At 58.2% G+C, this 20,785-nt stretch carries 20 protein-coding genes; 19 read left to right on the forward strand and 1 reads right to left on the reverse strand.

Annotation, left to right across the window (positions count from 1 at the left end; translation table 11 throughout):
• Position 1 precedes the first annotated feature (1 nt).
• The 9 genes from ACTUHY_RS08630 (at position 2) to ACTUHY_RS08670 (ending at position 9,931) form a co-directional block, all read left to right on the forward strand.
• Positions 2 to 1,237 carry a WYL domain-containing protein gene (locus tag ACTUHY_RS08630; protein ID WP_442827415.1) on the forward strand — a complete coding sequence of 412 codons (1,236 nt, stop codon included), beginning with the start codon at positions 2 to 4 and terminating at the stop codon, positions 1,235 to 1,237.
• Positions 1,238 to 1,239: 2 nt separating this feature from the next.
• On the forward strand, positions 1,240 to 2,139 hold the full coding sequence (locus ACTUHY_RS08635) for a WYL domain-containing protein (protein WP_442827416.1): 900 nt from the start codon (positions 1,240 to 1,242) through the stop codon (positions 2,137 to 2,139).
• A gap of 26 nt (positions 2,140 to 2,165) precedes the next feature.
• Positions 2,166 to 2,408, forward strand: a complete 243-nt coding sequence (locus ACTUHY_RS08640; RefSeq protein ID WP_442827417.1) for a hypothetical protein — start codon at positions 2,166 to 2,168, stop codon at positions 2,406 to 2,408.
• Between the two features lie 71 nt (positions 2,409 to 2,479).
• The gene (locus ACTUHY_RS08645) at positions 2,480 to 3,964 is read left to right on the forward strand and encodes a DUF2828 family protein (RefSeq protein WP_442827418.1); all 1,485 of its coding nucleotides are present in this window, start codon (positions 2,480 to 2,482) and stop codon (positions 3,962 to 3,964) included.
• Positions 3,965 to 4,052: 88 nt separating this feature from the next.
• A complete protein-coding gene (locus tag ACTUHY_RS08650) occupies positions 4,053 to 5,243 on the forward strand; it encodes a Zn-dependent hydrolase (RefSeq protein WP_442827419.1) in 1,191 nt (396 codons plus the stop codon).
• A 206-nt stretch (positions 5,244 to 5,449) separates the two neighbouring features.
• On the forward strand, positions 5,450 to 6,826 hold the full coding sequence (locus tag ACTUHY_RS08655; RefSeq protein WP_442827432.1) for an alanine/glycine:cation symporter family protein: 1,377 nt from the start codon (positions 5,450 to 5,452) through the stop codon (positions 6,824 to 6,826).
• A gap of 62 nt (positions 6,827 to 6,888) precedes the next feature.
• Positions 6,889 to 7,851 carry a homocysteine S-methyltransferase gene (mmuM, locus tag ACTUHY_RS08660; protein WP_442827420.1) on the forward strand — a complete coding sequence of 321 codons (963 nt, stop codon included), beginning with the start codon at positions 6,889 to 6,891 and terminating at the stop codon, positions 7,849 to 7,851.
• Positions 7,841 to 8,410, forward strand: coding sequence for a hypothetical protein (locus ACTUHY_RS08665; protein ID WP_442827421.1), 570 nt, complete (start codon positions 7,841 to 7,843; stop codon positions 8,408 to 8,410). The genes mmuM and ACTUHY_RS08665 overlap by 11 nt, the downstream gene beginning before the upstream one ends.
• Before the next feature lie 144 nt (positions 8,411 to 8,554).
• Complete coding sequence (locus ACTUHY_RS08670; RefSeq protein WP_442827422.1) at positions 8,555 to 9,931, forward strand: pyruvate carboxylase subunit B; 1,377 nt, start codon at positions 8,555 to 8,557, stop codon at positions 9,929 to 9,931.
• Between the two features lie 185 nt (positions 9,932 to 10,116).
• Here the strand turns inward: ACTUHY_RS08670 and ACTUHY_RS08675 are convergent, their stop codons facing one another.
• Positions 10,117 to 12,171 (reverse strand): transglycosylase domain-containing protein, encoded by a 2,055-nt coding sequence (locus ACTUHY_RS08675; RefSeq protein WP_442827423.1) that lies wholly within the window; start codon positions 12,169 to 12,171, stop codon positions 10,117 to 10,119.
• Positions 12,172 to 12,429: 258 nt separating this feature from the next.
• Between ACTUHY_RS08675 and ACTUHY_RS08680 the strand changes: the two genes are divergently transcribed.
• The 10 genes from ACTUHY_RS08680 to rpsT all read left to right on the forward strand — a co-directional run bounded on the left by ACTUHY_RS08680 (position 12,430) and on the right by rpsT (position 20,664).
• Positions 12,430 to 12,891: a ribosome maturation factor RimP gene (locus tag ACTUHY_RS08680; protein WP_442827424.1), complete on the forward strand. Its 462-nt coding sequence runs from the start codon at positions 12,430 to 12,432 to the stop codon at positions 12,889 to 12,891.
• Positions 12,892 to 12,924: 33 nt separating this feature from the next.
• Positions 12,925 to 14,007 carry a transcription termination factor NusA gene (nusA, locus tag ACTUHY_RS08685; protein WP_442827425.1) on the forward strand — a complete coding sequence of 361 codons (1,083 nt, stop codon included), beginning with the start codon at positions 12,925 to 12,927 and terminating at the stop codon, positions 14,005 to 14,007.
• Positions 14,004 to 14,276 carry an RNase P modulator RnpM gene (gene rnpM, locus ACTUHY_RS08690; protein ID WP_442827426.1) on the forward strand — a complete coding sequence of 91 codons (273 nt, stop codon included), beginning with the start codon at positions 14,004 to 14,006 and terminating at the stop codon, positions 14,274 to 14,276. The genes nusA and rnpM overlap by 4 nt, the downstream gene beginning before the upstream one ends.
• Complete coding sequence (locus ACTUHY_RS08695) at positions 14,263 to 14,559, forward strand: L7Ae/L30e/S12e/Gadd45 family ribosomal protein (protein ID WP_278674873.1); 297 nt, start codon at positions 14,263 to 14,265, stop codon at positions 14,557 to 14,559. The genes rnpM and ACTUHY_RS08695 overlap by 14 nt, the downstream gene beginning before the upstream one ends.
• A 16-nt stretch (positions 14,560 to 14,575) precedes the next feature.
• Positions 14,576 to 17,164, forward strand: coding sequence for a translation initiation factor IF-2 (infB, locus tag ACTUHY_RS08700; protein ID WP_442827427.1), 2,589 nt, complete (start codon positions 14,576 to 14,578; stop codon positions 17,162 to 17,164).
• 9 nt (positions 17,165 to 17,173) lie between these two features.
• The gene (gene rbfA, locus ACTUHY_RS08705; protein ID WP_278674875.1) at positions 17,174 to 17,530 is read left to right on the forward strand and encodes a 30S ribosome-binding factor RbfA; all 357 of its coding nucleotides are present in this window, start codon (positions 17,174 to 17,176) and stop codon (positions 17,528 to 17,530) included.
• The gene (locus tag ACTUHY_RS08710) at positions 17,523 to 18,479 is read left to right on the forward strand and encodes a DHH family phosphoesterase (protein WP_442827428.1); all 957 of its coding nucleotides are present in this window, start codon (positions 17,523 to 17,525) and stop codon (positions 18,477 to 18,479) included. Before rbfA ends, ACTUHY_RS08710 begins: the two co-directional genes overlap by 8 nt.
• Complete coding sequence (gene truB, locus ACTUHY_RS08715; protein ID WP_442827429.1) at positions 18,479 to 19,372, forward strand: tRNA pseudouridine(55) synthase TruB; 894 nt, start codon at positions 18,479 to 18,481, stop codon at positions 19,370 to 19,372. The genes ACTUHY_RS08710 and truB overlap by 1 nt, the downstream gene beginning before the upstream one ends.
• A complete protein-coding gene (gene ribF, locus ACTUHY_RS08720) occupies positions 19,369 to 20,325 on the forward strand; it encodes a riboflavin biosynthesis protein RibF (RefSeq protein WP_442827430.1) in 957 nt (318 codons plus the stop codon). Before truB ends, ribF begins: the two co-directional genes overlap by 4 nt.
• A gap of 75 nt (positions 20,326 to 20,400) precedes the next feature.
• Complete coding sequence (gene rpsT, locus ACTUHY_RS08725; RefSeq protein WP_012938698.1) at positions 20,401 to 20,664, forward strand: 30S ribosomal protein S20; 264 nt, start codon at positions 20,401 to 20,403, stop codon at positions 20,662 to 20,664.
• Positions 20,665 to 20,785: the final 121 nt, after the last annotated feature.

Consider the following 20,785-nt stretch of genomic DNA (forward strand, 5'->3'; position numbering starts at 1 on the left):
CATGGCCTATCAGGAACTGATCAAAGATTTCAACACCACTCGTTCCGTGCTTCGGGATTTCTATGTCCAGGGCTTCCATACTCGGCGGGATTTCCGGCTGAAGAGCCTCCGGAGCTACGACAATGAACGGCGCCGGGTGGAAAGCTGGCTCCGGGACGCCATGGCTTTCCGACAGGAACCGGAAGGGAAAGTGGTGTTCCTGACCGTGGACTGCCGGACCGTCCGGCACAATCCTCTGTACGAGGCTTTCCGGGCCAAAAGCTTCACACCTTGGGATGCGGCTCTCCATTTCCTGCTGCTGGACATTTTCCACCGGCAGGGAGAACTTTCCTTTGGAGAGGCGGTGGACCAGGTCTGTGCCGCTCTGCTCCAGGTGGACCCGGACTGTCCGCTGCCCGATGCTTCCACCATCCGGAACAAACTGAAGGAAGGGGAGGCACTGGGCCTCTTCTGCAGCCGGAAAGTGGGGAAGAGCCTGTATTACAAACTGGCAGATGCCCCCTGGGATCCGGCCGACTGGGCCGCTGCCCTGTGTTTTGCCTCGGAGGCTCTGCCCCTGGGTATCGTAGGGGCCTATCTCCTGGACCGGTGCCCGGAGCAGGACACTTCCCTTTCTTTCAAGCACCATTATCTTTCCGGAGCCCTGGATCAGGAGATCCTGTACCAGCTGGCCGCTGCCCATGAGGCCAAACGGAAGGTCCGGCTGGAATTCCGGAAAAAGGACGGGAAAGCTGGGGAGACCCAGGAAGTATATCCTCTGAAAGCCTACTGCAGCACGGCCACGGGACGGACCTATCTGCTGGCCGGCCGGGAAAAGGGGAAACGACCCCAGTTCTTTCGGTTGGACCGATTGGAAAAAGCAGAACAGGCCGGACAGGAACCGGAATGGGCGGAACTGGAACGATCAGGCCGGCAGTTTGTCCGGTATCTGTGGGGCATTGGAGCTGGCTCCGGGAAAAAATCCCGACTGGACCATGTGGAACTGGATCTCTATGCAGGTCTGGAGGAGCCTTATATCCCTGAACGGCTCCGGCGGGAAAAACGGCAGGGAAAGGTGATCCAGGTAAGCTCCACGGTGTGGCGCTTTTCCATCGATGTGTACGATGCCCGGGAAATGCTGCCCTGGCTCCGCACGTTCATGGGCCGGATCCTGCGCCTGGAATGCTCTAATCCCCAGGTGACCCGGCGTTTCTGGAGGGACCTGGACCGACTCCGGGCCATGTATGAGGAGGAGTGAGCATGCTGTTCCACGAAATCTACGGCCGGTATTATCAGGTGCTGGAAAAGGTCCTCCGGGAAGCCTGCCGGGGAACGCTGACCCGGAAAAAGCTCTATGGATTGATCCAGGACGGATCCTTCGGGGAAAGCACCCTGGAACTGCCCCGGATCCTGGCCGAAAGCCATCTTCTGACCCGGGAGGGGAAGACGCCCCTGGCCAGTGTCCCGGACTGTCCCCTGACCATCCTGGAGAGACGCTGGCTGGCTGCCGTCCTCCAGGATCCCCGGATGCAGCTGTTCCATCCGCCAGTTCTGCCATTTCCTTTGGGGGAACCGCTGTTTTCCCGGGATTTCTTCGTCTATTATGACCGGTATCAGGATGGGGATCCCTATGGGGACCCGGTCTATCGGGATCATTTCCGCCAGCTGCTGATGGCGCTCCGGGAGAAACGGAAGATCCAGGTCCAGTTCCAGGGCCGGAAAGGGATCCAATCCCTGGAAGTCCATCCGGACGGACTGGAATATTCCGGCTTGGATGACAAGTTCCGTCTCCTGGCCCATTCTGACCGGGGGACCCTGTACACCCTCCGGGTCTCTTCCCTCCGGGACCTCCAGCTGAAGGAGGCGGGTTCAGCCTGCCAGCGGGACCGAAAACGCTGGAAAGCACGGACTGTGCTGGAACTGGTGGATCGGCGGAAAGCCCTGGAACGAGCGCTGCTGCACTTTTCCGATCTGGAAAAGGAGACTGTGCAGCTGGATGAGGACCACTACCGTCTGACCCTTTTTTACTACAAACCGGATGAAACAGAACTGCTGATCCGGATCCTGGCCTTCGGTCCTTTCCTGAAGGTGGTGGATCCTCCCGGACTGGTACAGAAAATCAAAGAGCGGCTGGAGAGACAGCAAAGGTACGAACGGTAGCGAACATCGTTCGTACCTTTTTTTCCATGATGGAAATCATCTTTCCGGGTAAAATGGAGCCATCGAAAGCATCTACAGCAAAAACAAGTATGAAAATGGTATGGGGCACTTTTGCAAGTGTCTGCGGGAGGGATCCCGAAACCTTTGATGCTTTGGAAGACACGGACAGCCAACATTTCCAAGATCATTATGGAATACGTGTCTTGAAAGGTACCTACAGCGTTTTTCTATATTTCAGAAGCTGTGAAAGCCGAAATCCTGCCCGGTGAGGAGAGCTGCTCCGGCAGCTGTTCCCCACAGGTGGAAGGGTACCTTGGCAGGGATGGAAAGGAGAATCATCATGGCAGGACTGCTGCAGGAAGGAACCAAATGGACCCGTACAGAAAACGGTGCCCTGACTTATACCAGTACAGGATCTCAGTGCTTGGATCTGTTTGCTTCGATCGGGGCCCTGCGCCACAATACCAAAAGGGAGATTCTCCGGCGGTTCCAGGCGGCCTATGGGGAAAACCGGGACCTGGCCTTGAAAATCCTGTTCTTTGCCCGGGATATCCGGGGAGGCTTGGGAGAACGGCGGGTGTTCCGGATCATCTTCCATTGGCTGGCCCTTTTTGCCCCGGGAACAGTCGAGAAAAATCTGTCCCTAGTTCCGGACTATGGCCGGTATGATGATTTGCTGGAACTTTTGGGTACCCCTTGTGAAAAACAGGTGGTTTCATTCTTCCGGCAGCAGTTGGAAGCAGACGAAAAAGCCGTGAAAGAAGGCCTGCCGGTTTCTCTTTTGGCCAAATGGCTGCCTTCGGTGAATGCTTCCTGCACCTGTACGGTGAATAAGGCCCGCCACCTGGCCCGGCAGTTCCATCTGACGGAACGGGAGTACCGGCAGCGTCTCACCGGGCTGCGGCGGGAGATCCATCTCCTGGAGAACCATCTCCGGAATCGGGACTATACCTTTGCCTATGACCAGCAGCCTTCCAAAGCCCTGTTCAAATACAGGGCGGCTTTCTGGCGGAATGACGGCGAACGGTACCAAACCTTCCTGGACCAGGTGGAACAGGGAGAGAAGAAGCTCCACACCGGTACCCTGGCTCCCTATGACATCGTAGCTCCTTTGGTGGAAAACAATGGATACTGGGGACGGCCGGCCCAGTCTCTTACGGAAGAACAGCGGCGGTCCCTGGATGTGACCTGGAAGGCCCAGGAAGATTTCACTCGGGGCGAGGACGCACTGGTGGTGGCGGACGGATCCGGTTCCATGTACAACGGGTCCCATCCCATGCCAGCAGCGGTGGCCCAGTCCCTGGCTGTGTATTTTGCTGAGCGGAACCGAGGACCCTTCCGGAATCGTTTCATCACTTTCAGTGAACATCCTCGTCTGGTGGAAATCAAGGGATGGGATATCGCCGAAAAGATCCGGTACACCATGTCTTTCAATGAAGTGGCCAACACCGATCTCCAGGCGGTGTTCGATCTGATCCTCCGGGAAGCCGTCCGGAAACGGATGCCCCAGGAAGAGCTGCCCCGGAGGCTGTATGTGATTTCGGATATGGAATTCGATGCGGCCTGCAGCAGGGGGGAGCTGACTAACTTCCAGTGGGCCCGGGAAAAATTCCGGGCCCAGGGATACGGACTGCCCCAGGTGGTTTTCTGGAATGTGGACAGCCGGACCCGCCAGCAGCCGGTGACTCAGAACCAGCAGGGAGCGGTGCTGGTTTCCGGATGCAGTCCCCAGATCTTCCAGATGCTTCGGGAAGGGAACCTGGATCCTATGGCCTTCATGCTGGAAGTTCTTGGGCAGGAACGATACCGGCCGGTGCGGGCGTGAAAAGGGGGTGTTGCCCGCGCAACACCCCCTTTCCTATTTCCCCCATTTATGGTTTAATGGAAGAAATATACGTGAAGGAGGTCTTTCCATGGGACGGATCATGGATATACTGGAAACCATTGCCCATTTTGGAAAGAACCCGGATGGGTCCTACACCCGCCGGCTGTACAGCCCGGAATTCTTCCAGGCCCTGGAGGCGGCGGAAGGGCTGCTCCAACAGGCAGGGCTCACCACCAGCCGGGATGCGGCGGGGAACCTGCGGGCCATGCTGCCCGGCAAGGACCCGGGGGCAAAGCACATCCTCCTGGGGTCCCATCTGGATACGGTGCCATCCGGGGGCCTGTTCGACGGGGCCTACGGGGTGGCGGCGGCCATCGGCTGTGTCCAGCGGCTCCGGGAAGAAGGGCGGAAGCTGCGGCACACGGTGGAGGTGTACGCTTTCAACGGGGAAGAAGCCAGTCCCCTGGGGGGGACTTTCGGCAGCCGGGCCCTGGCCGGGCTTACGGATCCGGACCAGCCCCTTCTCCGGGAGACCCTGGAGGGTTTCGGTCATTCGGTGGAAGAAATCCTGGCCTGCCGCCGTGACTTTTCCGATGCGGCCTGCTACCTGGAGACCCACATCGAGCAGGGGGGCCGGCTGGAAAAGGAAGGTATCCAGTTAGGCATCGTCAGCGGGATTTCCAACATCGTCCGCTACCTGGTGACAGCGGAAGGCCAGAGCAACCATGGGGGTACCACTCCCATGGAGGACCGGCAGGATGCCATGGTGGCCATGGCTAAGCTCATTGTCTTTGCAGACGCGGCCTGCCGGAAGATCGGCCACAGCCTGGTGTTCACCGCCGGGAAAATCCAGTGCCGGCCCAATGCGGCCAATGTGGTCCCTGGAAAGGTCACCTGCACCTTTGAGATGCGCAATGTGGACCGGCAGTACACTGACGGATTGATCCGGGAAATCCGGGCTGCTGTGGAACGGATCCCGGACGCCCGTTTCACCATCCGGCAGCTGATCCACAAGGACAGCGCCCTGTGCGATCCCCTGCTGATGGAAGCCTTTGAAAGGGCGGCGGACAGCTTGGGGGCCACCTGGCAGGTGATGCCCAGCGGCGCCGGCCACGATGCGGATTCCATCGCCCACCGGATTCCGGTAGGGATGCTGTTCATCCCCAGCCACCTGGGCATCAGCCACAGCGGCAAAGAATATACGGCTCCAGAAGACGTGGAGCGGGGCGGGGAAGTGCTATACCGGACCTTGGTGGAGCTGGACGGGATGGTCGGATAAAGAGGGAAGGGGGCTGCACGTTCTGTGCAGCCCCTGGTCTCGAGACTCGAGACCCCCAAAAGGGACTGCTGCATGGGCGGCAGTCTCTTTTTATTGACTCCCGTCAAACCAACTGATAAGATAAGATATACATTTTCCATAAGGAGTTGAAGGGATTGCTGCTGATTTTTCTGCAGGGAGCTGCAGATGCATTGTGGGGGACACCGATGACGGTGGTCCTGGTGGGCATGGGGCTGTATCTGAGCCTTCGGTTCCGCTTTTATTACAATTTCCGCCACTGGGGGTTCCATTTCCGGAACACCTTCGGCAAGATGTTCCAGAAAGGGGAAGGGAAAGGGACGGTCTCCGGATTTGCCGCCGCCTGCACCGCCATGGCCAACACCATCGGAGTGGGGAACATCGGCGGGGTGGCTACGGCCATCGTGTCCGGGGGCCCCGGGGCGGTGTTCTGGATGTGGGTGTCCGGCTGTCTGGGCATGTCCACCAAGGCCTGTGAGATTATTTTGGGCCAGCGGTTCCGGGTGAAGTATTCCCAGTCCATGGATGAATACATGTGCGACCGGTCCTTTGTGATGAAAAACGCCCTGGGCTGGAAACGGGGGGCCCTGCTCCTGTCCGTGGCCTGCTTTACCCTGGGGCCCTGGACCTGCAGCGTCCAGACCGAATCGGTGGTGGGGGCCCTGAAGGAAGCCTTCGGGATCCCGCCGGTGTACGCTGCGGCTTTCCTGGGAATCACCTGTTTTGCCACCATCTTCGGGGGACTCCAACGGATCTCCCGGGTGATGGAACGGGTGGTGCCCTTCATGGCCCTGCTCTACATCCTGGGGGGCCTGGCCATTTTGCTCCAACACTGGCAGGAGGTGCCCGGGGCCCTGGCCCTGATCATCCGCAGCGCCTTCAGCCCGGTGGCCGCCGCCGGGGGCTTTGCGGGGGCCACCATGAAGGATGCCATGCGCTACGGCATCGCCCGAGGCCTCTATTCCAACGATGCGGGCACTGGCTACGGGATCATCGCCCATGCTTCGGCCCGGACGGACCATCCGGTACGCCAGGCCTCCTGGGGATGGGGAGAAGTGTTCCTGGACACCATCGTGGTGTGTTCCGTCACTGCCCTGTCCCTGATCCTGACCCACGCCTACACGGATTTTCCCGGCCTGGACAGTGCCCGGCTCACTACTGCCGCTTTCCGGGTCTCTTTCGGGGAACCGGGGGCCTGGTTCCTGGCCCTGGCCATTACGGTCTTTGCCTGGACCACCATCATCGGCATGTATTACAGCTGTGAGAAATCCGTCAACTACGCTTTCGGAGATACCCACAGGAACCGGATCGGCACCCGGCTCTACATATTCTACTACATGATCCCCTGTGTGGTGCTCTACCATGCCCAGGCCGATGCCCTGTGGGCCATGACGGACATCCTGTCCGCCATCTATGTGATGATCACCATCCTGTTCATCGTCACCCAGCAGAAGGAGATCTTCCGGCTGTTCAACGATTTCTGGTTCCGGTTCCTGCCGGCCAAAGCCCGGGGAGAGAATCCTCCCGTGGTCTCCTACGGGACAGTGGAAGATGAGGGACAGTGAAGAGGGAAGAGAAGGCCGGCGGAGATCCTGCTGCAGGCATATCGAATAAAAGGAGAGATACCATGAGACAGACACTGAAGAATATCCTGGACCAGGACAAGATCCTGGTCATTGACGGCTCCATGGGCACGGCCCTGGAGAACCTGGGAGCCGATCTGAACAACAGCCTGTGGACCGCCCGGGTGCTGGCCGACCGGCCGGAACTGGTGAAACAGGTCCATCTGGAGTATTTCCGGGCCGGAGCCGATGCAGGGATCACCTGCAGCTATCAGGCTTCCATCCCGGGGCTCATGGCCAACGGCTTTACGGAACAGGAGGCAGAAGACCTGATCACCCGCTCTGTGACCATTTTCCAGGAAGCCCGGCAGGAATGGTGGGACCAGGAAGGAAAGGCCGCCGGACGTGCCTGGCCCTTGTGCCTGGCCGGAGTAGGGCCTTACGGCGCCTATCTGGCGGACGGATCCGAATACCGGGGCCATTACGGCGTATCCCGGGCCAACCTGGAGGAGTTCCACCGGCGCCGGGCGGAACTCCTGTGGCAGGCCGGGGCGGATGTGCTGCTGTTCGAGACCCAACCCTCCCTGGAAGAAGCTCTGGTGGAAGCGTCCATTGCCAAAGAATTGGGGGCTGCCTTCTGGGTGAGCTTTTCCTGCCGGGACGGGCTCCACATCTGCGAAGGGACACTTCTCCGGGAAGCGGCGGCAGAAGTGATCCGCCAGTTCCCGGAAGTGGAGGCTCTGGGGGTGAACTGCACCAAACCGGAATATCTGGTGAACCTGATCGGGGAACTGAAGGCCGCTTCTGATCGGCCTGTTTTCGTCTATCCCAACAGCGGAGAAGAATATGACCCGGTGACCAAGACCTGGCACGGAGTGGGGACGGACCGGAAGTTCGGCGATTATGCCCTGGATTATATGGAGGCCGGGGCGGTGGCCGTAGGGGGCTGCTGCACCACGGTGGCGGACCATATCCGCCAGGTGGCGACAGCCCGGGACCGGTTCCTGGGAGTCCATCATGGAGCGTGACCGGGAGGGAAACAAAGCCGGTGGGGGAACCATCACCACCTACACCGGTCTCCAGTTCGACCCGCTGGACCCGGTACCGGAAACCATCCGGATCCAGGATATCGCCCATGCCCTGAGCCTGCTGTGTCGGGGCAACGGCCATGTGAAGACCTTTTACTCTGTGGGCCAGCACTGTCTGGCGGCGGCCAAAGAGGCGGCGGCCCGGGGCGATTCCCGGCGGGTGATCCTAGGAGCCTTGCTCCACGATGCCACAGAATGCTACCTGTCCGACGTGCCTCATCCCTATAAGGTGAACATGCCTAAATACCGGGAGTTGGAAGACCGGCTGCTCCAGGCGGTGCTGGAACGGTTCCTAGGGGGACCGTTCACCCCGGAAGAGGCGGCAGAAGTGGAACAGATCGACCGGGCCCTGATGTACAGCGACCTCCACCATCTCATGGACCACCCGGAAAACCGGGACCAGGAAGGGACCCTGCTTCGGCCGGTGGATTACCGGGTGCGGCCTTTTGGAGAGGTGGAGCAGGAATACCTGGCCTGGTACCGGCAGTACAGCCTCTGAGGACGGGAGCCCAGCTGGAAGGGCAATAAGAACATTCTAATAATTAGAATAAAACACAATGTATTACCACCTGGAACAGTTGTATGTTATAATGGATATTGTATAAAACCATTAGGCTGTTCTTAACTATTAGGAGGTTGAGCAATGAACAATCCGAACCCCGTTAAAATCGTGGAAACGGTTCTGAGAGATGGCCATCAGTCCCTCTGTGCCACCCGTATGCGCACCAGCGATATGCTGCCCGTACTGGAAGCCTTGGATGACTGCGGTTTCTATGCCCTTGAAGCTTGGGGCGGCGCCACTTTCGATTCCTGCCTGCGTTTCCTGAACGAAGATCCCTGGGAACGGCTGCGTACCATCCGGAAACATGTGAAAAAGACCAAACTGCAGATGCTGCTCCGTGGCCAGAACATCCTGGGCTACAACCATTATGCAGATGATGTAGTGACTGAATTCGTCAAACGGAGCGTGGACAACGGTATCGACATCATCCGTATCTTCGATGCCTTCAACGATACCCGGAACCTGGAAACGGCTATGAAAGCCACCAAGGCTGCCGGCGCCCATGCCCAGGGCACCCTGGTATACACCATTAGCCCGTATCATAAAGACAGCGACTACCTGAAGCTGGCCAAGGAATTGGTGGAAATGGGGGCTGACTCCATCTGCATCAAAGATATGTCCGGCCTCTTGGCTCCTTATGCCTGCGCTTCCCTGGTGGATGCTCTGAAAAAAGAAATCAGCATCCCTGTGAACGTCCATTCCCACTGCACCAGCGGCATGGCTTCCATGACCCTGCTGAAGGCTGTGGAATCCGGTGCGGACATTGTGGATACGGCTCTGTCTCCTTTCGCGGAAACCACCAGCCATCCCTGCACCGAATCCCTGGTCTACACCCTGCAGGGGACTCCTAGAGACACCGGCATCGACATGGACAAGCTGGGGCCCATCGCGGACCACTTCAAGAAAGTCCGGGCCGACCTGGTGAAGACCTTCAAGCTGCCCAGCAACATCAGCATCAACCCCAAGGTCCTGAGCTTCCAGATCCCTGGCGGCATGCTGTCCAACATGCTGAACCAGCTGACGGAAATGGGCATGGCTGATAAGTATGAAGAAGTGCTGAAGGAAGTGCCCAGAGTCCGGGCTGACCTGGGATATCCTCCGCTGGTGACTCCTTCCAGCCAGATCGTAGGCACCATGGCTACCATGAATGTGATGATGGGACGGTACAAGATGATCCCCAACGAAATCCAAGACATCGTCATGGGCAAATACGGCAAGACTCCGGGCCCCATCAGCGAAGACCTGAAGAAACTGGTGCGCCGCTGGATCGTGAAGAAGACCGGCAAGACCATGATCGCACCCATCACCCACAGACCGGCCGACGATATCCCGCCGCAAATGGACAAGATGAAAGCCGACCTGGCTGCCAAAGGCTATCCCAATGCCTCCGTGGAAGACGTGCTGTCTTATGCCCTGTTCCCGGAAGTGGCCCTGGCCTATTTCAAGAACAACCGGTAAAAAGGCTGCTGCAGCGGCAGCAGCCGGTTTCGGGCCCAGCGTCTCGGGTCTCGAACCAAAGGAAAGAACCCGCCCTTTTGGGGACGGGTTCTTTTCTTTGTGCGGGGAAACAGGGAAGAATAGCTAATCATTGACCATTGATAAAAAAATCCCCGCCGCAACTGCGGCAGGGATTTTTTACATACTCACTGTTTCGGCGGCCGTACCGGCGGGGGCGTGGAGCTCTTGCCGGACCGGGGCGGCTGGGGAACGTTCCCGCCTCCTGGCAGGGCGCCTTCCTTCTTGCTGTCCTTTTTCTTGGTATCCTGTTTCTTGGTGGTCTCTTTCTTGGGTTGGGGCTTGGGCGCTTCATATTTCGGCGCCGGCATCTTGAAGCCATCCGGCTTTTCGAAGTCCTCGGCAGGGATCCCATCCAGGGCCCCGCTCATGAAGGTCCGCCATAAGGTAGCCGGCTGGCCGCCCCCGGTCATGCCCCCCAGGGATTCGTTGTTGTCATCCCCGATCCATACAGCACAGGCCAGGTTGGGGGTGAAGCCTACGAACCAGGCGTCATGGTAATTGTCAGTGGTCCCGGATTTCCCGGCGCAGGGCCGGCTGATGGCGGCACCACGGCCGGTGCCCCGGGTCATGACGTCTTCCATCATGGAGATCATCATATAGGCGCTTTCCGGTTTCACAGCCTGGGTGGGATTGGTCTTGTGTTCATAGAGCACCTTGCCGTTCCGGTCCAGGATCTTGATGATGGGGGTGGGCTTATTGAATTTGCCCATATTGGCGATGCCCGCATAGGCACCGGCCATCTCCAGAGGCGTCACCCCATGGGTCAGGCCCCCTACAGCCATGGCCGGATTGTCGTCATCCTCCACCAGGGTGCTGATGCCCAGGCGCTTGGCCAGCTTTAGGGTCTTTTCCGTTCCGTACTTCATGGCCACCTTGATGGCAGGTACGTTATAGGAATAGGTGAGGGCAGTCCGATACGAGACCGTGCCGTGGAACCGCCGGTCATAGTTCTGGGGGTTCCATTCCCCGGGGATCGCGGAATCCTGTACGGTGTCCCCAGGGGTGGCACCCTGTTCCAGGGCGTTCAGGTACACAAAGGGTTTCATGGAGGAACCGGGCTGCCGTTCCGCCATGACGGCCCGGTTGAACTGGTCGGTCCCCCGGCCCCCGATCATAGCCTTGATGTAGCCGGTCTTGGGATCTACGGCCACGATGGCGCTCTGGGGCTGTTTCAGCTTGTTGCTGTCGGTGTAGTAGGTGGGAGTGAGGGCAGCGGCTTTTTCTGCCGCTTTCTGCATATCCGGATCCAGGGTGGTGTAGACTTTCAGGCCCTGCTTGTAGACGGCATCGGGACCATATTTGTCCACCAGAAGCTGGATGCAGTAATCGATGAAGTATTTCTTGGAGCCGGGAGATTCATTGAGGCTCTTGTAGGTAAGGGGCTCGGCATAGGCCTTGTCCGCTGCTTCCTTGGTGATGAACCCGTATTTGGTCATCTGCTCCAGCACCGTCTTCTGCCGGGCCTTGGCGGCTTTCGGATTGGACAGGGGGGAGTAGTAGTTGGGGCTCTTGGGGATCCCGGCGATCATGGCGCTCTGGGCCAGATCCAGGTCTTCCACGTGTTTGCCGAAATAGGTGTTGGCAGCGGTTTCCACCCCATAGGCTCCCTGACCGAAGTAGATCTGGTTCATGTACATCTCCAGGATCTCCTTCTTGGTGTACTTCTGCTCGATCTGCAGGGCGATGAAGGCTTCATGGAGCTTCCGGCTCAGGGTCTGTTCCTGGGTCAGGAAGTAGTTCTTGGCTAGCTGCTGGGTAATTGTGCTCCCGCCCTGGACTTCGCCCCAACGGATGTAGGTGTAGATGGCCCGGCCGATGCCCCGGAAATCGATGCCCCCGTGTTCATAGAAGCGGATATCTTCCGCTGCCAGGAAAGCGTGCTGCAGATTCTTGGGCACTTTGTCGATGGTCACCGGGATCCGGTCTTCTTCTGAGTCCACGGTGGTGATCAGGTTGCCCTTGGCATCGAAGAACTGCGAGGAAGCCATGGGGGCCATATCCTTGGTGAGGATCTTGGCGGTGGTGAATTTGGCCACGGCGAAGAAGGCGGCTACCGACAGGAAGCCTACCAGGATCAGGGCCATGATCGCTGAAAAAATGGTTCCTCCCAGTTTCTTTCGTTTGTGGGGGGAAGGGGAACCGAAGGGCATCCTCCAGTTCTTGTTTTTGTTGCTTGTCATCACGTCAGCTCCTATACTAGATAGAAATAGAGATTGAGACCATAAGTTACAGGATATTATACCACATTTGGCTTGTTAGTTGTATAACTCCCTGTTTAGAAGAGGGAAGAGCCGGGCGGAGAAGGGAAAGAGGACAGACTGTTGCCATTTTCTTCCTGGGGTGGTATAATATTTTAGAAAACTGAGGCAGACCTTAGAGAGTGGGTATTTTATACCCGCTCTTTCGTTTACTAGGAAGGAAGAAGCAGAGGTGTCTGTATGGACAAAAAGAAAATCACGGAACGAGTGACAGAACTGGTGTCTCCCATCGTGGAAGCAGCGGGCCTGGAACTGGTGGATGTGGAGTACGTGCGGGAACGGGACTGGTTCCTGCGGGTATTCATCGACAAGGAAGGCGGTATCGACATCGATGACTGCTCGGCGGTGAGCAATGCCCTGGCCAAGGAGCTGGATGAAGAAGACTTCATCAAAGAGAAGTATTACCTGGAAGTCTCTTCCCCGGGGATCGACCGGCCCCTGAAAAAAGACAAGGACCTGACGGCTCACTATGGATCGAAGGTGGACCTGGCCTTCTTTGCCCCCTTCGAAGGGAAGAAACAGCTGACAGCCGTGCTGAAAGCCCATGATGCCGATCATCTGGTGGTGGAAGATGGCAAAGGACAGGAACGGACCATTGAACGGAAGCTGCTGGCTTCTGTCCGGCCTCATATCGATTTTTAATGGATTTCTATATGATTAAGGAGGAATTTTGAAGTGAATGCGGATTTCGTGAAAGCCATTGCGCTCTTGGCCAAGGAGAAGGGGATTTCTCCCGATGTATTGTACAGTGCAGTGGAGGAAGCCCTGATCACCGCGTACAAGAAAAATTACGGTTCTGCCCAGAATGTGCGGGTTTCCATGCATAAAGAGACCGGGGAGATCCATGTCTATGCCCGGAAGAATATTGTAGAAGAAGTCACGGATCCCACTACGGAAATCAGCCTGGAAGATGCCCAGAAGCTCAATGCCCATTATCAGGCAGGGGATATCCTGGAAACGGAAGTGACCCCCAAGAATTTTGGCCGGATCGCGGCCCAGAATGCCAAGCAGGTAATCGTCCAGCGGATCCGGGAAGCCGAACGGGGCATGGTGTACGAACGGTATTCCGACCGGGAGAATGATATCGTCACTGGGACTGTCCAGCGGATCGAAGGACGCAATGTGTTCATCGACCTGGGGACGGCGGAAGGCCTCCTGCTGCCCAATGAACAGATCCCCCATGAAACCTATGATTATCATCAGCGGCTGAAATGCTATGTGGTGGAAGTGAAAAAGACCACCAAGGGACCCCAGATCATCCTGTCCCGGACCCATCCTGGCCTCCTGAAACGGCTCTTCGAGCTGGAAGTCTCTGAAATCCAGGATGGCACTGTGATCATCGACAGCGTGGCCCGGGAACCGGGGATGCGCAGCAAGATCGCCGTCCACAGCACCAATCCCAGTGTGGACCCGGTAGGCGCCTGCGTAGGGCCTAAGGGCATGCGGGTCCGGGCCATCGTGGACGAACTCCGGGGAGAAAAGATCGATATCGTGAAATACAGCGAGGATCCGGAAGAATACGTGGCCAATGCCTTGTCTCCTTCCAAAGTGGTCTCTGCCCGGGCCAGCAAGGAAGAAAAAATCTGCCGGGTAGTGGTGCCGGATTATCAGCTGTCCCTGGCTATCGGCAAGGAAGGGCAGAATGCCCGGCTGGCGGCTAAGCTCACCGGCTGGAAAATCGATATCAAGAGCGAAACCCAGGCTGCTGAAGCTCAGGAAGCCCAGGAAGCTCCTGAGGAAAGTGGTGAGGACGCATGAAAGTGAAGAAGATCCCCCAGCGGACCTGCATCGGCTGCGGGGAGATCCACAATAAGAAAGAACTGGTCCGGATCGTCCGTTCCCCAGAAGGGGAAGTGAGCCTGGACCGGTCTGGCAAGAAACCAGGGCGGGGGGCCTATGTGTGCCCTAAGGCTGCCTGTATCGAAAAGGCCTTCCAGAGCAAAAGCTTGGAACGGGCCCTGCAGGTGAAAATCGCCCCGGAAACCAAGGAAGCATTGCTGGCGGAGCTGCCCCATGAAAACCGATGAGGAACTCTGCTTTGCCCTGGGCCTGGCACAGAGAGCCGGAAAACTGGCATCCGGCGATCAGGGCATATGGGACACGCTGAAAAATGGGCGTGCCCGCTATGTGCTGATTGCCGCAGATGCCTCCCAGCGCACGGTGGATAAGATCCAGCGCTGGTGCGACGCCAACCAGGTCCCTTACGGAAAACGGTTGGATCGGGCACGGATGGGGGCCGCTATTGGGAAAGCTCCCCGGGCTGCTGTCATCCTCCTGGACGACAATTTTCGAAAGATGATGGGCTTGTAACTATGGAGGTGTGCGGATGACAAAATATAGAATCTATGAAATCGCCAAAGAACTGAACCTGGATAACAAGAAAGTCCTGGGCTTTCTGGCTGACCATAAGATCACGGTGAAGAACCATATGAGCACGGTGGAGACCAGCGTGCGGGATATGATCGTCAAAGGGCTGAAGAATAACCAGGGAGCTGTGAAGGCTGTGGCCCAAAAGGCCCAGGATAAGGCAGCCCAGGTGGTGAAACCTGTGATGGACAAAGTGGCCCAAGTGAAAAGCGACGTGGCAGTGGGCAAGGCGGCCATCCAGGCCCATCACGCCCAGCAGAAAGAACAGGCCCGCGGCGGAGAACGGGCTGCCCAGGAAAACCGGAACGAACGGAAAAATGACAGCCGGGGAGAACAGCGGGGCAATGACCGGAATCGGAATCGGAACGACCGGAACCGGGATAATGGCCGTCGCAGCGACCGTCCCCAGAACAACCAGAACCGGGATAACGGCCGGCGGGGCGACCGTCCCCAGGGTGGACAGAACAACCGGAACGGGAATGGCGGCAACAATCGGTTCAGTCACAATGACCGGAACGGCAGCGGACAGAATGGCCGCATCGGCAGCAACCGGAATAAGCCCCAGAATGGGCGCGGAGGGAAACCGTCCGCTCCAGTGAATGCCAACAGCCCCCATGCCGGCAAGGACATGGGCAAACGCAGCGGCGGCCGCAATCATCAGGAAAAAAGGGAGAAAATCAAGGGCTCGTATGCTACCCGGGAGGACCGTCCTACCCGCAGTGCTGATCATATGATGAAGAACCACAAACATCGGAACAACAACACCAATCCCCATACGGCTCCGGCCAAAAAGGCGGAAGTCGTGCGTCCCAGCAGCATCGAAGTGGGCGAAAGCATCAGCGTGAAGGATTTCGCCAAGCTCCTGTGCCGGGATGTGAATGAAGTCATCAAGAAGCTGTTCATGCTGGGCAAGATGGTGACCATCAACCAGGAAATCGACCATGAGACCGCGGAACTGGTGGGCATGGACTTCAACTGTGAAATCAAGGAACCGCCTCCTGAAGCGGATCCTACGGAAGTGCCGGAAGTGGAAGACGACCCGGCTCTGCGGGTGCCCCGTCCCCCTGTGGTGACGGTCATGGGCCACGTGGACCACGGCAAGACCTCCCTGCTGGACGCCATCCGGAAGACCAACGTGACCGCCCGGGAAGCCGGCGGGATCACCCAGCACATCGGGGCTTATCGGGTAGTGTGCCAGGGCAAGCCCATCGTGTTCCTGGATACGCCGGGCCACGAAGCTTTCACGGCTATGCGGGCCCGGGGGGCTCAGGTGACGGATATCGCCGTGCTGGTGGTGGCCGCTGACGACGGGGTGATGCCCCAGACCATCGAAGCCATCAACCATGCCAAGGCTGCCAAGGTGCCGGTGATCGTGGCCATCAACAAGATCGACAAGGAAGGGGCCAACCCGGACTTCGTGATGCAGCAGCTGTCCGAACATGGACTGATCCCGGAAGCCTGGGGCGGGGACACCATCATGGTCCCTGTTTCTGCCCGGCAGAAGACCGGTATCTCCGACCTCTTGGAAATGATCCTCTTGGTGGCGGAAATGCAGGATCTGAAGGCTAACCCCAACCTGCCCGCCCACGGCACCATCATCGAAGCCAAACTGGATAAGGGCAGAGGCCCTGTGGCCTCCGTGCTCATCGACCGGGGCACCCTGCACATCGGGGATTCCATCCTGGCCGGCACCTGCTACGGCAAGGTCCGGGCCATGGTCAACGACCGGGGTGAAAAGGTGAAGAAGGCCCTGCCTTCCACCCCTGTGGAAGTCCTGGGGCTCAACGATGTGCCGGAAGCCGGGGATATCCTGGATGCCTGTGAGGAACATGTAGCCCGGTCCGTGGCGGAAAAACGCCAGGCCAAGCAGAAGATGGAAGAGCAGAAGAAAGCCAAAGTTTCTCTGGACGACATCTTCAACCGGATCCAGGAAGGGGAACTGAAAGACCTGAACATCGTGGTGAAAGCCGACGTCCAGGGCACCATCCAGGCTCTGGAACAGGCCCTCACCAAGATCAAGAACGATGAAGTGAAAGTGGTCATCGTCCATTCCGGGGTCGGGGCCATCAACGAATCCGACGTGATGCTGGCTTCGGCGGCCAACGCCCTGATTATCGGCTTCAACGTGCGGCCGGACGCCAATGCCCGGAAGACCGCTGAAGCGGAAAAGGTGGATATCCGCACCTACCGGGTCATCTACGATGCCCTGAACGATGTGGAAGCTGCCATCAAGGGGATGCTGGCACCGAAATTCAAGGAAAAGATCATCGGCCATGTAGAAATTCGGAAGGTGATCCCCATCAACAAGATCCTGATTGCCGGGGCCTATGTGAAGGACGGGAAGATCACCCGGTCCGCCAAGGTGCGGCTGGTCCGGGACGGCATCGTGATCCACGAAGGGGAATTGGATTCCCTGCGCCGGTTCAAGGACGATGTGAAGGAAGTGGCGGCCAACTTCGAATGTGGGCTGACCCTGGCCGACTACCGGGATATCAAGGAAGGCGACCAGCTGGAAGTCTATGTGATGGAAGAAGTGGCGGCTGAATAAGGAGAGACTATGTCGAAACTTCGTGCGGAAAAATTGCAGGCGCTGATCAAGCAGGAAATGAGCAGCATGTTGATCCGGGATGTGAAGGATCCCCGGGTCAAGTTCGTGACCATCACCGGCGTGGAAGTCAGCAACGACCTGAGCTACGCCAAGATCTATGTGAGCCTCTATGGCAGCGAAGAACAGCAGGCACAGGCCTGGAAGGGCCTCCAGTCCGGGCTGGGCTTCTTCCGGCGGGAAATCGCCCGGCGCATCGATCTGCGGGTGGCTCCCATGCTCAGTTTCCATAAGGATACGTCCATGGAATACAGCGCCCATATCGAATCGATCCTCCATGAATTGAAGAAAGAAGAGAACCATGAGTAAAGCGGTGGATCTGAAAGAGACCTGGCAGCTGCTCATGGGGGCCCAGAGCCTGGCGCTGGTGAGCCATGTGGGGCCGGACGGAGATACCCTGGGCTCCACCCTGGGCCTGGCCCGGGCTCTGCAGCAGGCGGGGAAACAGGTGCGGCTGCTGGTGGACGATATCCTGCCGGCGGCGTACCAGTTCCTGCCCGGGCTGGAAGCCTATGAGAAGCCGCAAGCTGGCGAAAAGATCCCCTGTGACCTGACGGTGGTGGTGGATGCTTCCTCGAAAGACCGGATGGGAGAGGCGGAGAAATGCCTTTCCGCCCCCATCCTGAACATCGACCACCATATCTCCAATACCCGGTATGCGGACTATCTGCTGCTGGATGATAAGGCAGCGGCCACTGGTGAGATCATGTACCGGCTGCTGGAGGCCAACGGGATCCCGGTGGACCAGGAACTGGCCACGGACTTGTATACGGCCATCGTCACGGACTGCGGCTATTTCAAGTACGCCAATACCACCCCCCAGTGCATGCGGGTGGCGGCGGACCTGGTGGCCCTGGGCGTGAAGCCTGACGAGATCTCCGACCAATTGGAACTGAAGGCCCGGAATTCCGTGGAGCTCCTGGCCAAGGTGCTGCCCAGCTTGAGCTTTTATGCAGGGGGGCGGATCGCTACACTGGAAGTACCCTACGCCCTGTATGACAAGACCATTTCCACAGAAAGCTTCATCTACCATCCCCGCTACATCGCCGGGGTGGATGTGGCAGTGCTCTTCAAACAGGTGGAACCCAAGGCGACCCGGGTGAGCATGCGGTCCAAACAGGTGGACGTAAGCAAGGTGGCTGTGTCCTTCAACGGGGGCGGCCATCCCAAAGCCGCTGGCTGCACCATCGGGCTGTCTCTGGAAGAAGCCAAGAAGGCCCTCCTGGAGGCCCTGGAAAAGGCACTGGAGGCATTGTGATGGATGGGATTTTCAACGTACTCAAACCACCGGGCATGACCAGCCATGATGTGGTGGGGGCCCTGCGGAAAATCCTCAATATGAAGAAAATCGGCCACGGGGGCACCCTGGATCCTCTGGCAGCCGGGGTCCTGCCGGTGTTTGCCGGGACTGCGACCCGGTTCCTGGAGTATGCGGCCCACGAGGAGAAGAGCTACCGGGCGGAGCTGACTTTCGGGATCCGGACGGATACGGGGGACACGGAAGGGAAGATCATCGCCCGGAGTCCGGTACGGCCCCTGGACCAGGAGGAAATCGAAGCCGCCCTGGCTTCTTTCCGGGGAGAGGGGACCCAGATCCCGCCTATGTATTCTGCCATCAGCGTCAAGGGGACCAAGCTGTATAAGCTGGCCCGGCAGGGCATCGAAGTGGAACGGAAACCCCGTCCCATCACTCTTTTCACACTGGAAGAAGTGGATTACACCGGGGATACCCTGGTCTTCGATGTGACCTGTTCCAAGGGGACCTTCATCCGGACCCTCTGTGAGGACATAGCGTCCAAACTGGGCATGGAAGGGACCATGAGTTTCCTGCTCCGGCGGAGCGCCGGGGTGTTCCGTCTGGAAGACGCCCATACCCTCCAGGAAATCGCGGCGGACCCGGCGGCCTGCTGTGAGGGCGTGGAACCGATCCTAGTGGCTTTCCCCCGGCTTACGGTGAACGCCCTCCAGGGGCGGCGGATCGCCCAGGGGGTGGCTACTACTGTGCCGGGCATCGCCGAGGGTGTCCTCTACCAGCTCTGGACCCGGGAAGGTCTCCTGGTAGGATTGGCCAAGGCCGTGGACGGCCGGCTCCGGGCCCACAAGATCATCCACATCCCGGACGTGGAAACAAGGACGGAAGGACAACCATGAAACTGATTACCTCACTGGATGAACTGCATACGGCTCATCTCCTGCCTTCTGCAGCTGCGCTGGGGACCTTTGACGGAGTCCATCTGGGACATCAGGAAGTCATCGGGACCACCCGGGCCTATGCCTGGCAGCACAATCTGCAGCTGATGGTCTTTACCTTCAGTACCCATCCCCTGGCCAGCCTGAAACCGGAACTGGAACCGCCCCGGCTGCTGGACAATGGCAGCAAGGTGAAGCTGATGGTGGACCTGGGCGTGGATATCCTGGTGAACATCCCTTTTACCCGGGATTTGGCAGCCATGAGTGCCGATGACTTCCTCCAGATGCTGGTGGACTGCGGTGTCAAAGCCGTGGGCATCGGGGACAACTTCAGCTTCGGGGCCGGGGGCAAAGGGAACGTCCGTCTGCTGAAGACAGAGCATACCCGGTTCGGGCTCACCATCCTGTCCCGGCCCCTGCTGAAACAGGAGGGACTGGTGGTGAGCAGTACCAACATCCGGAAAGCCATCGCGGAGGGGAAGGTGGAACGGGCCACCCAGATGCTGGGCCGTCCCTATGAGATCCGGGGCCAGGTAGTCCTGGGAGATCAGCGGGGGCGGCTGCTGGGCTTTCCCACGGCCAATATCCGTATCCTGGGGCAGCATTTCGCCATCCCGGCTTTCGGCGTCTATGTCGGACGGGTGCAGGTGGAAAAGGCCTGGTACGGGGCCATGGTGAATGTGGGGGACAACCCTACTTTTGCCCATCAGGAAACCCGGCTGGAAGCCCATCTTTTCCATTTCCAGGGCAATCTGTATGGAAAAGAGCTCCGGGTACAGCTGCTCCAGCGGCTGCGGGGCGAGAAAAAGTTCCCTTCCCTGGAGAGGCTCCAGGAACAGCTGAAGGAAGATGCCCGGCTGGCCCAGGGACTTTTGCTGGGACAGGGAACCGGGATGGAGCAGGAAAAGAAATAAATGGAAAAATCCCTTGCACAAAGGGACCATCCATGATATTATATTTTGGTAAAGCTTATTGGTGGAGGTGAGAACATGCCGAATATTAAGTCTTCCATTCGTAGTGTCAAGACTGATGCCGAACGGCGCGCTGCCAATGGCCCGGTGAAAGCTGAAATCCGCAGCACCGCACGCAAGGTTGAAGCTTTTGCTGCTGCAGGATCCAAAGAAGAGGCCCAGGCCACTTTGAAAGTAGCAGCGAGCTTATTAGATAAAGCTGCTCGGAAGGGCACGGTGAACAAAAAAGCCGCAGCTCGCAAGAAATCCCGTTTAGCTAAGAAAGTCAACGCAGTAAAATAAGGCTGAACAGCAGGAAGGCTGACAACTCTGGTTGCCGGCCTTTTTTGTTGTATGTGGAAGGGTCCGACCGAAAATGATATAATAAAGTATTGAAATATTACTGCCTGTTTTTCAGGCTTTG

The organism is Acidaminococcus nyctereutis (genome assembly GCF_052216985.1).
In the GTDB taxonomy this organism is placed as follows: Bacteria; Bacillota; Negativicutes; order Acidaminococcales; family Acidaminococcaceae; genus Acidaminococcus; species Acidaminococcus fermentans_A.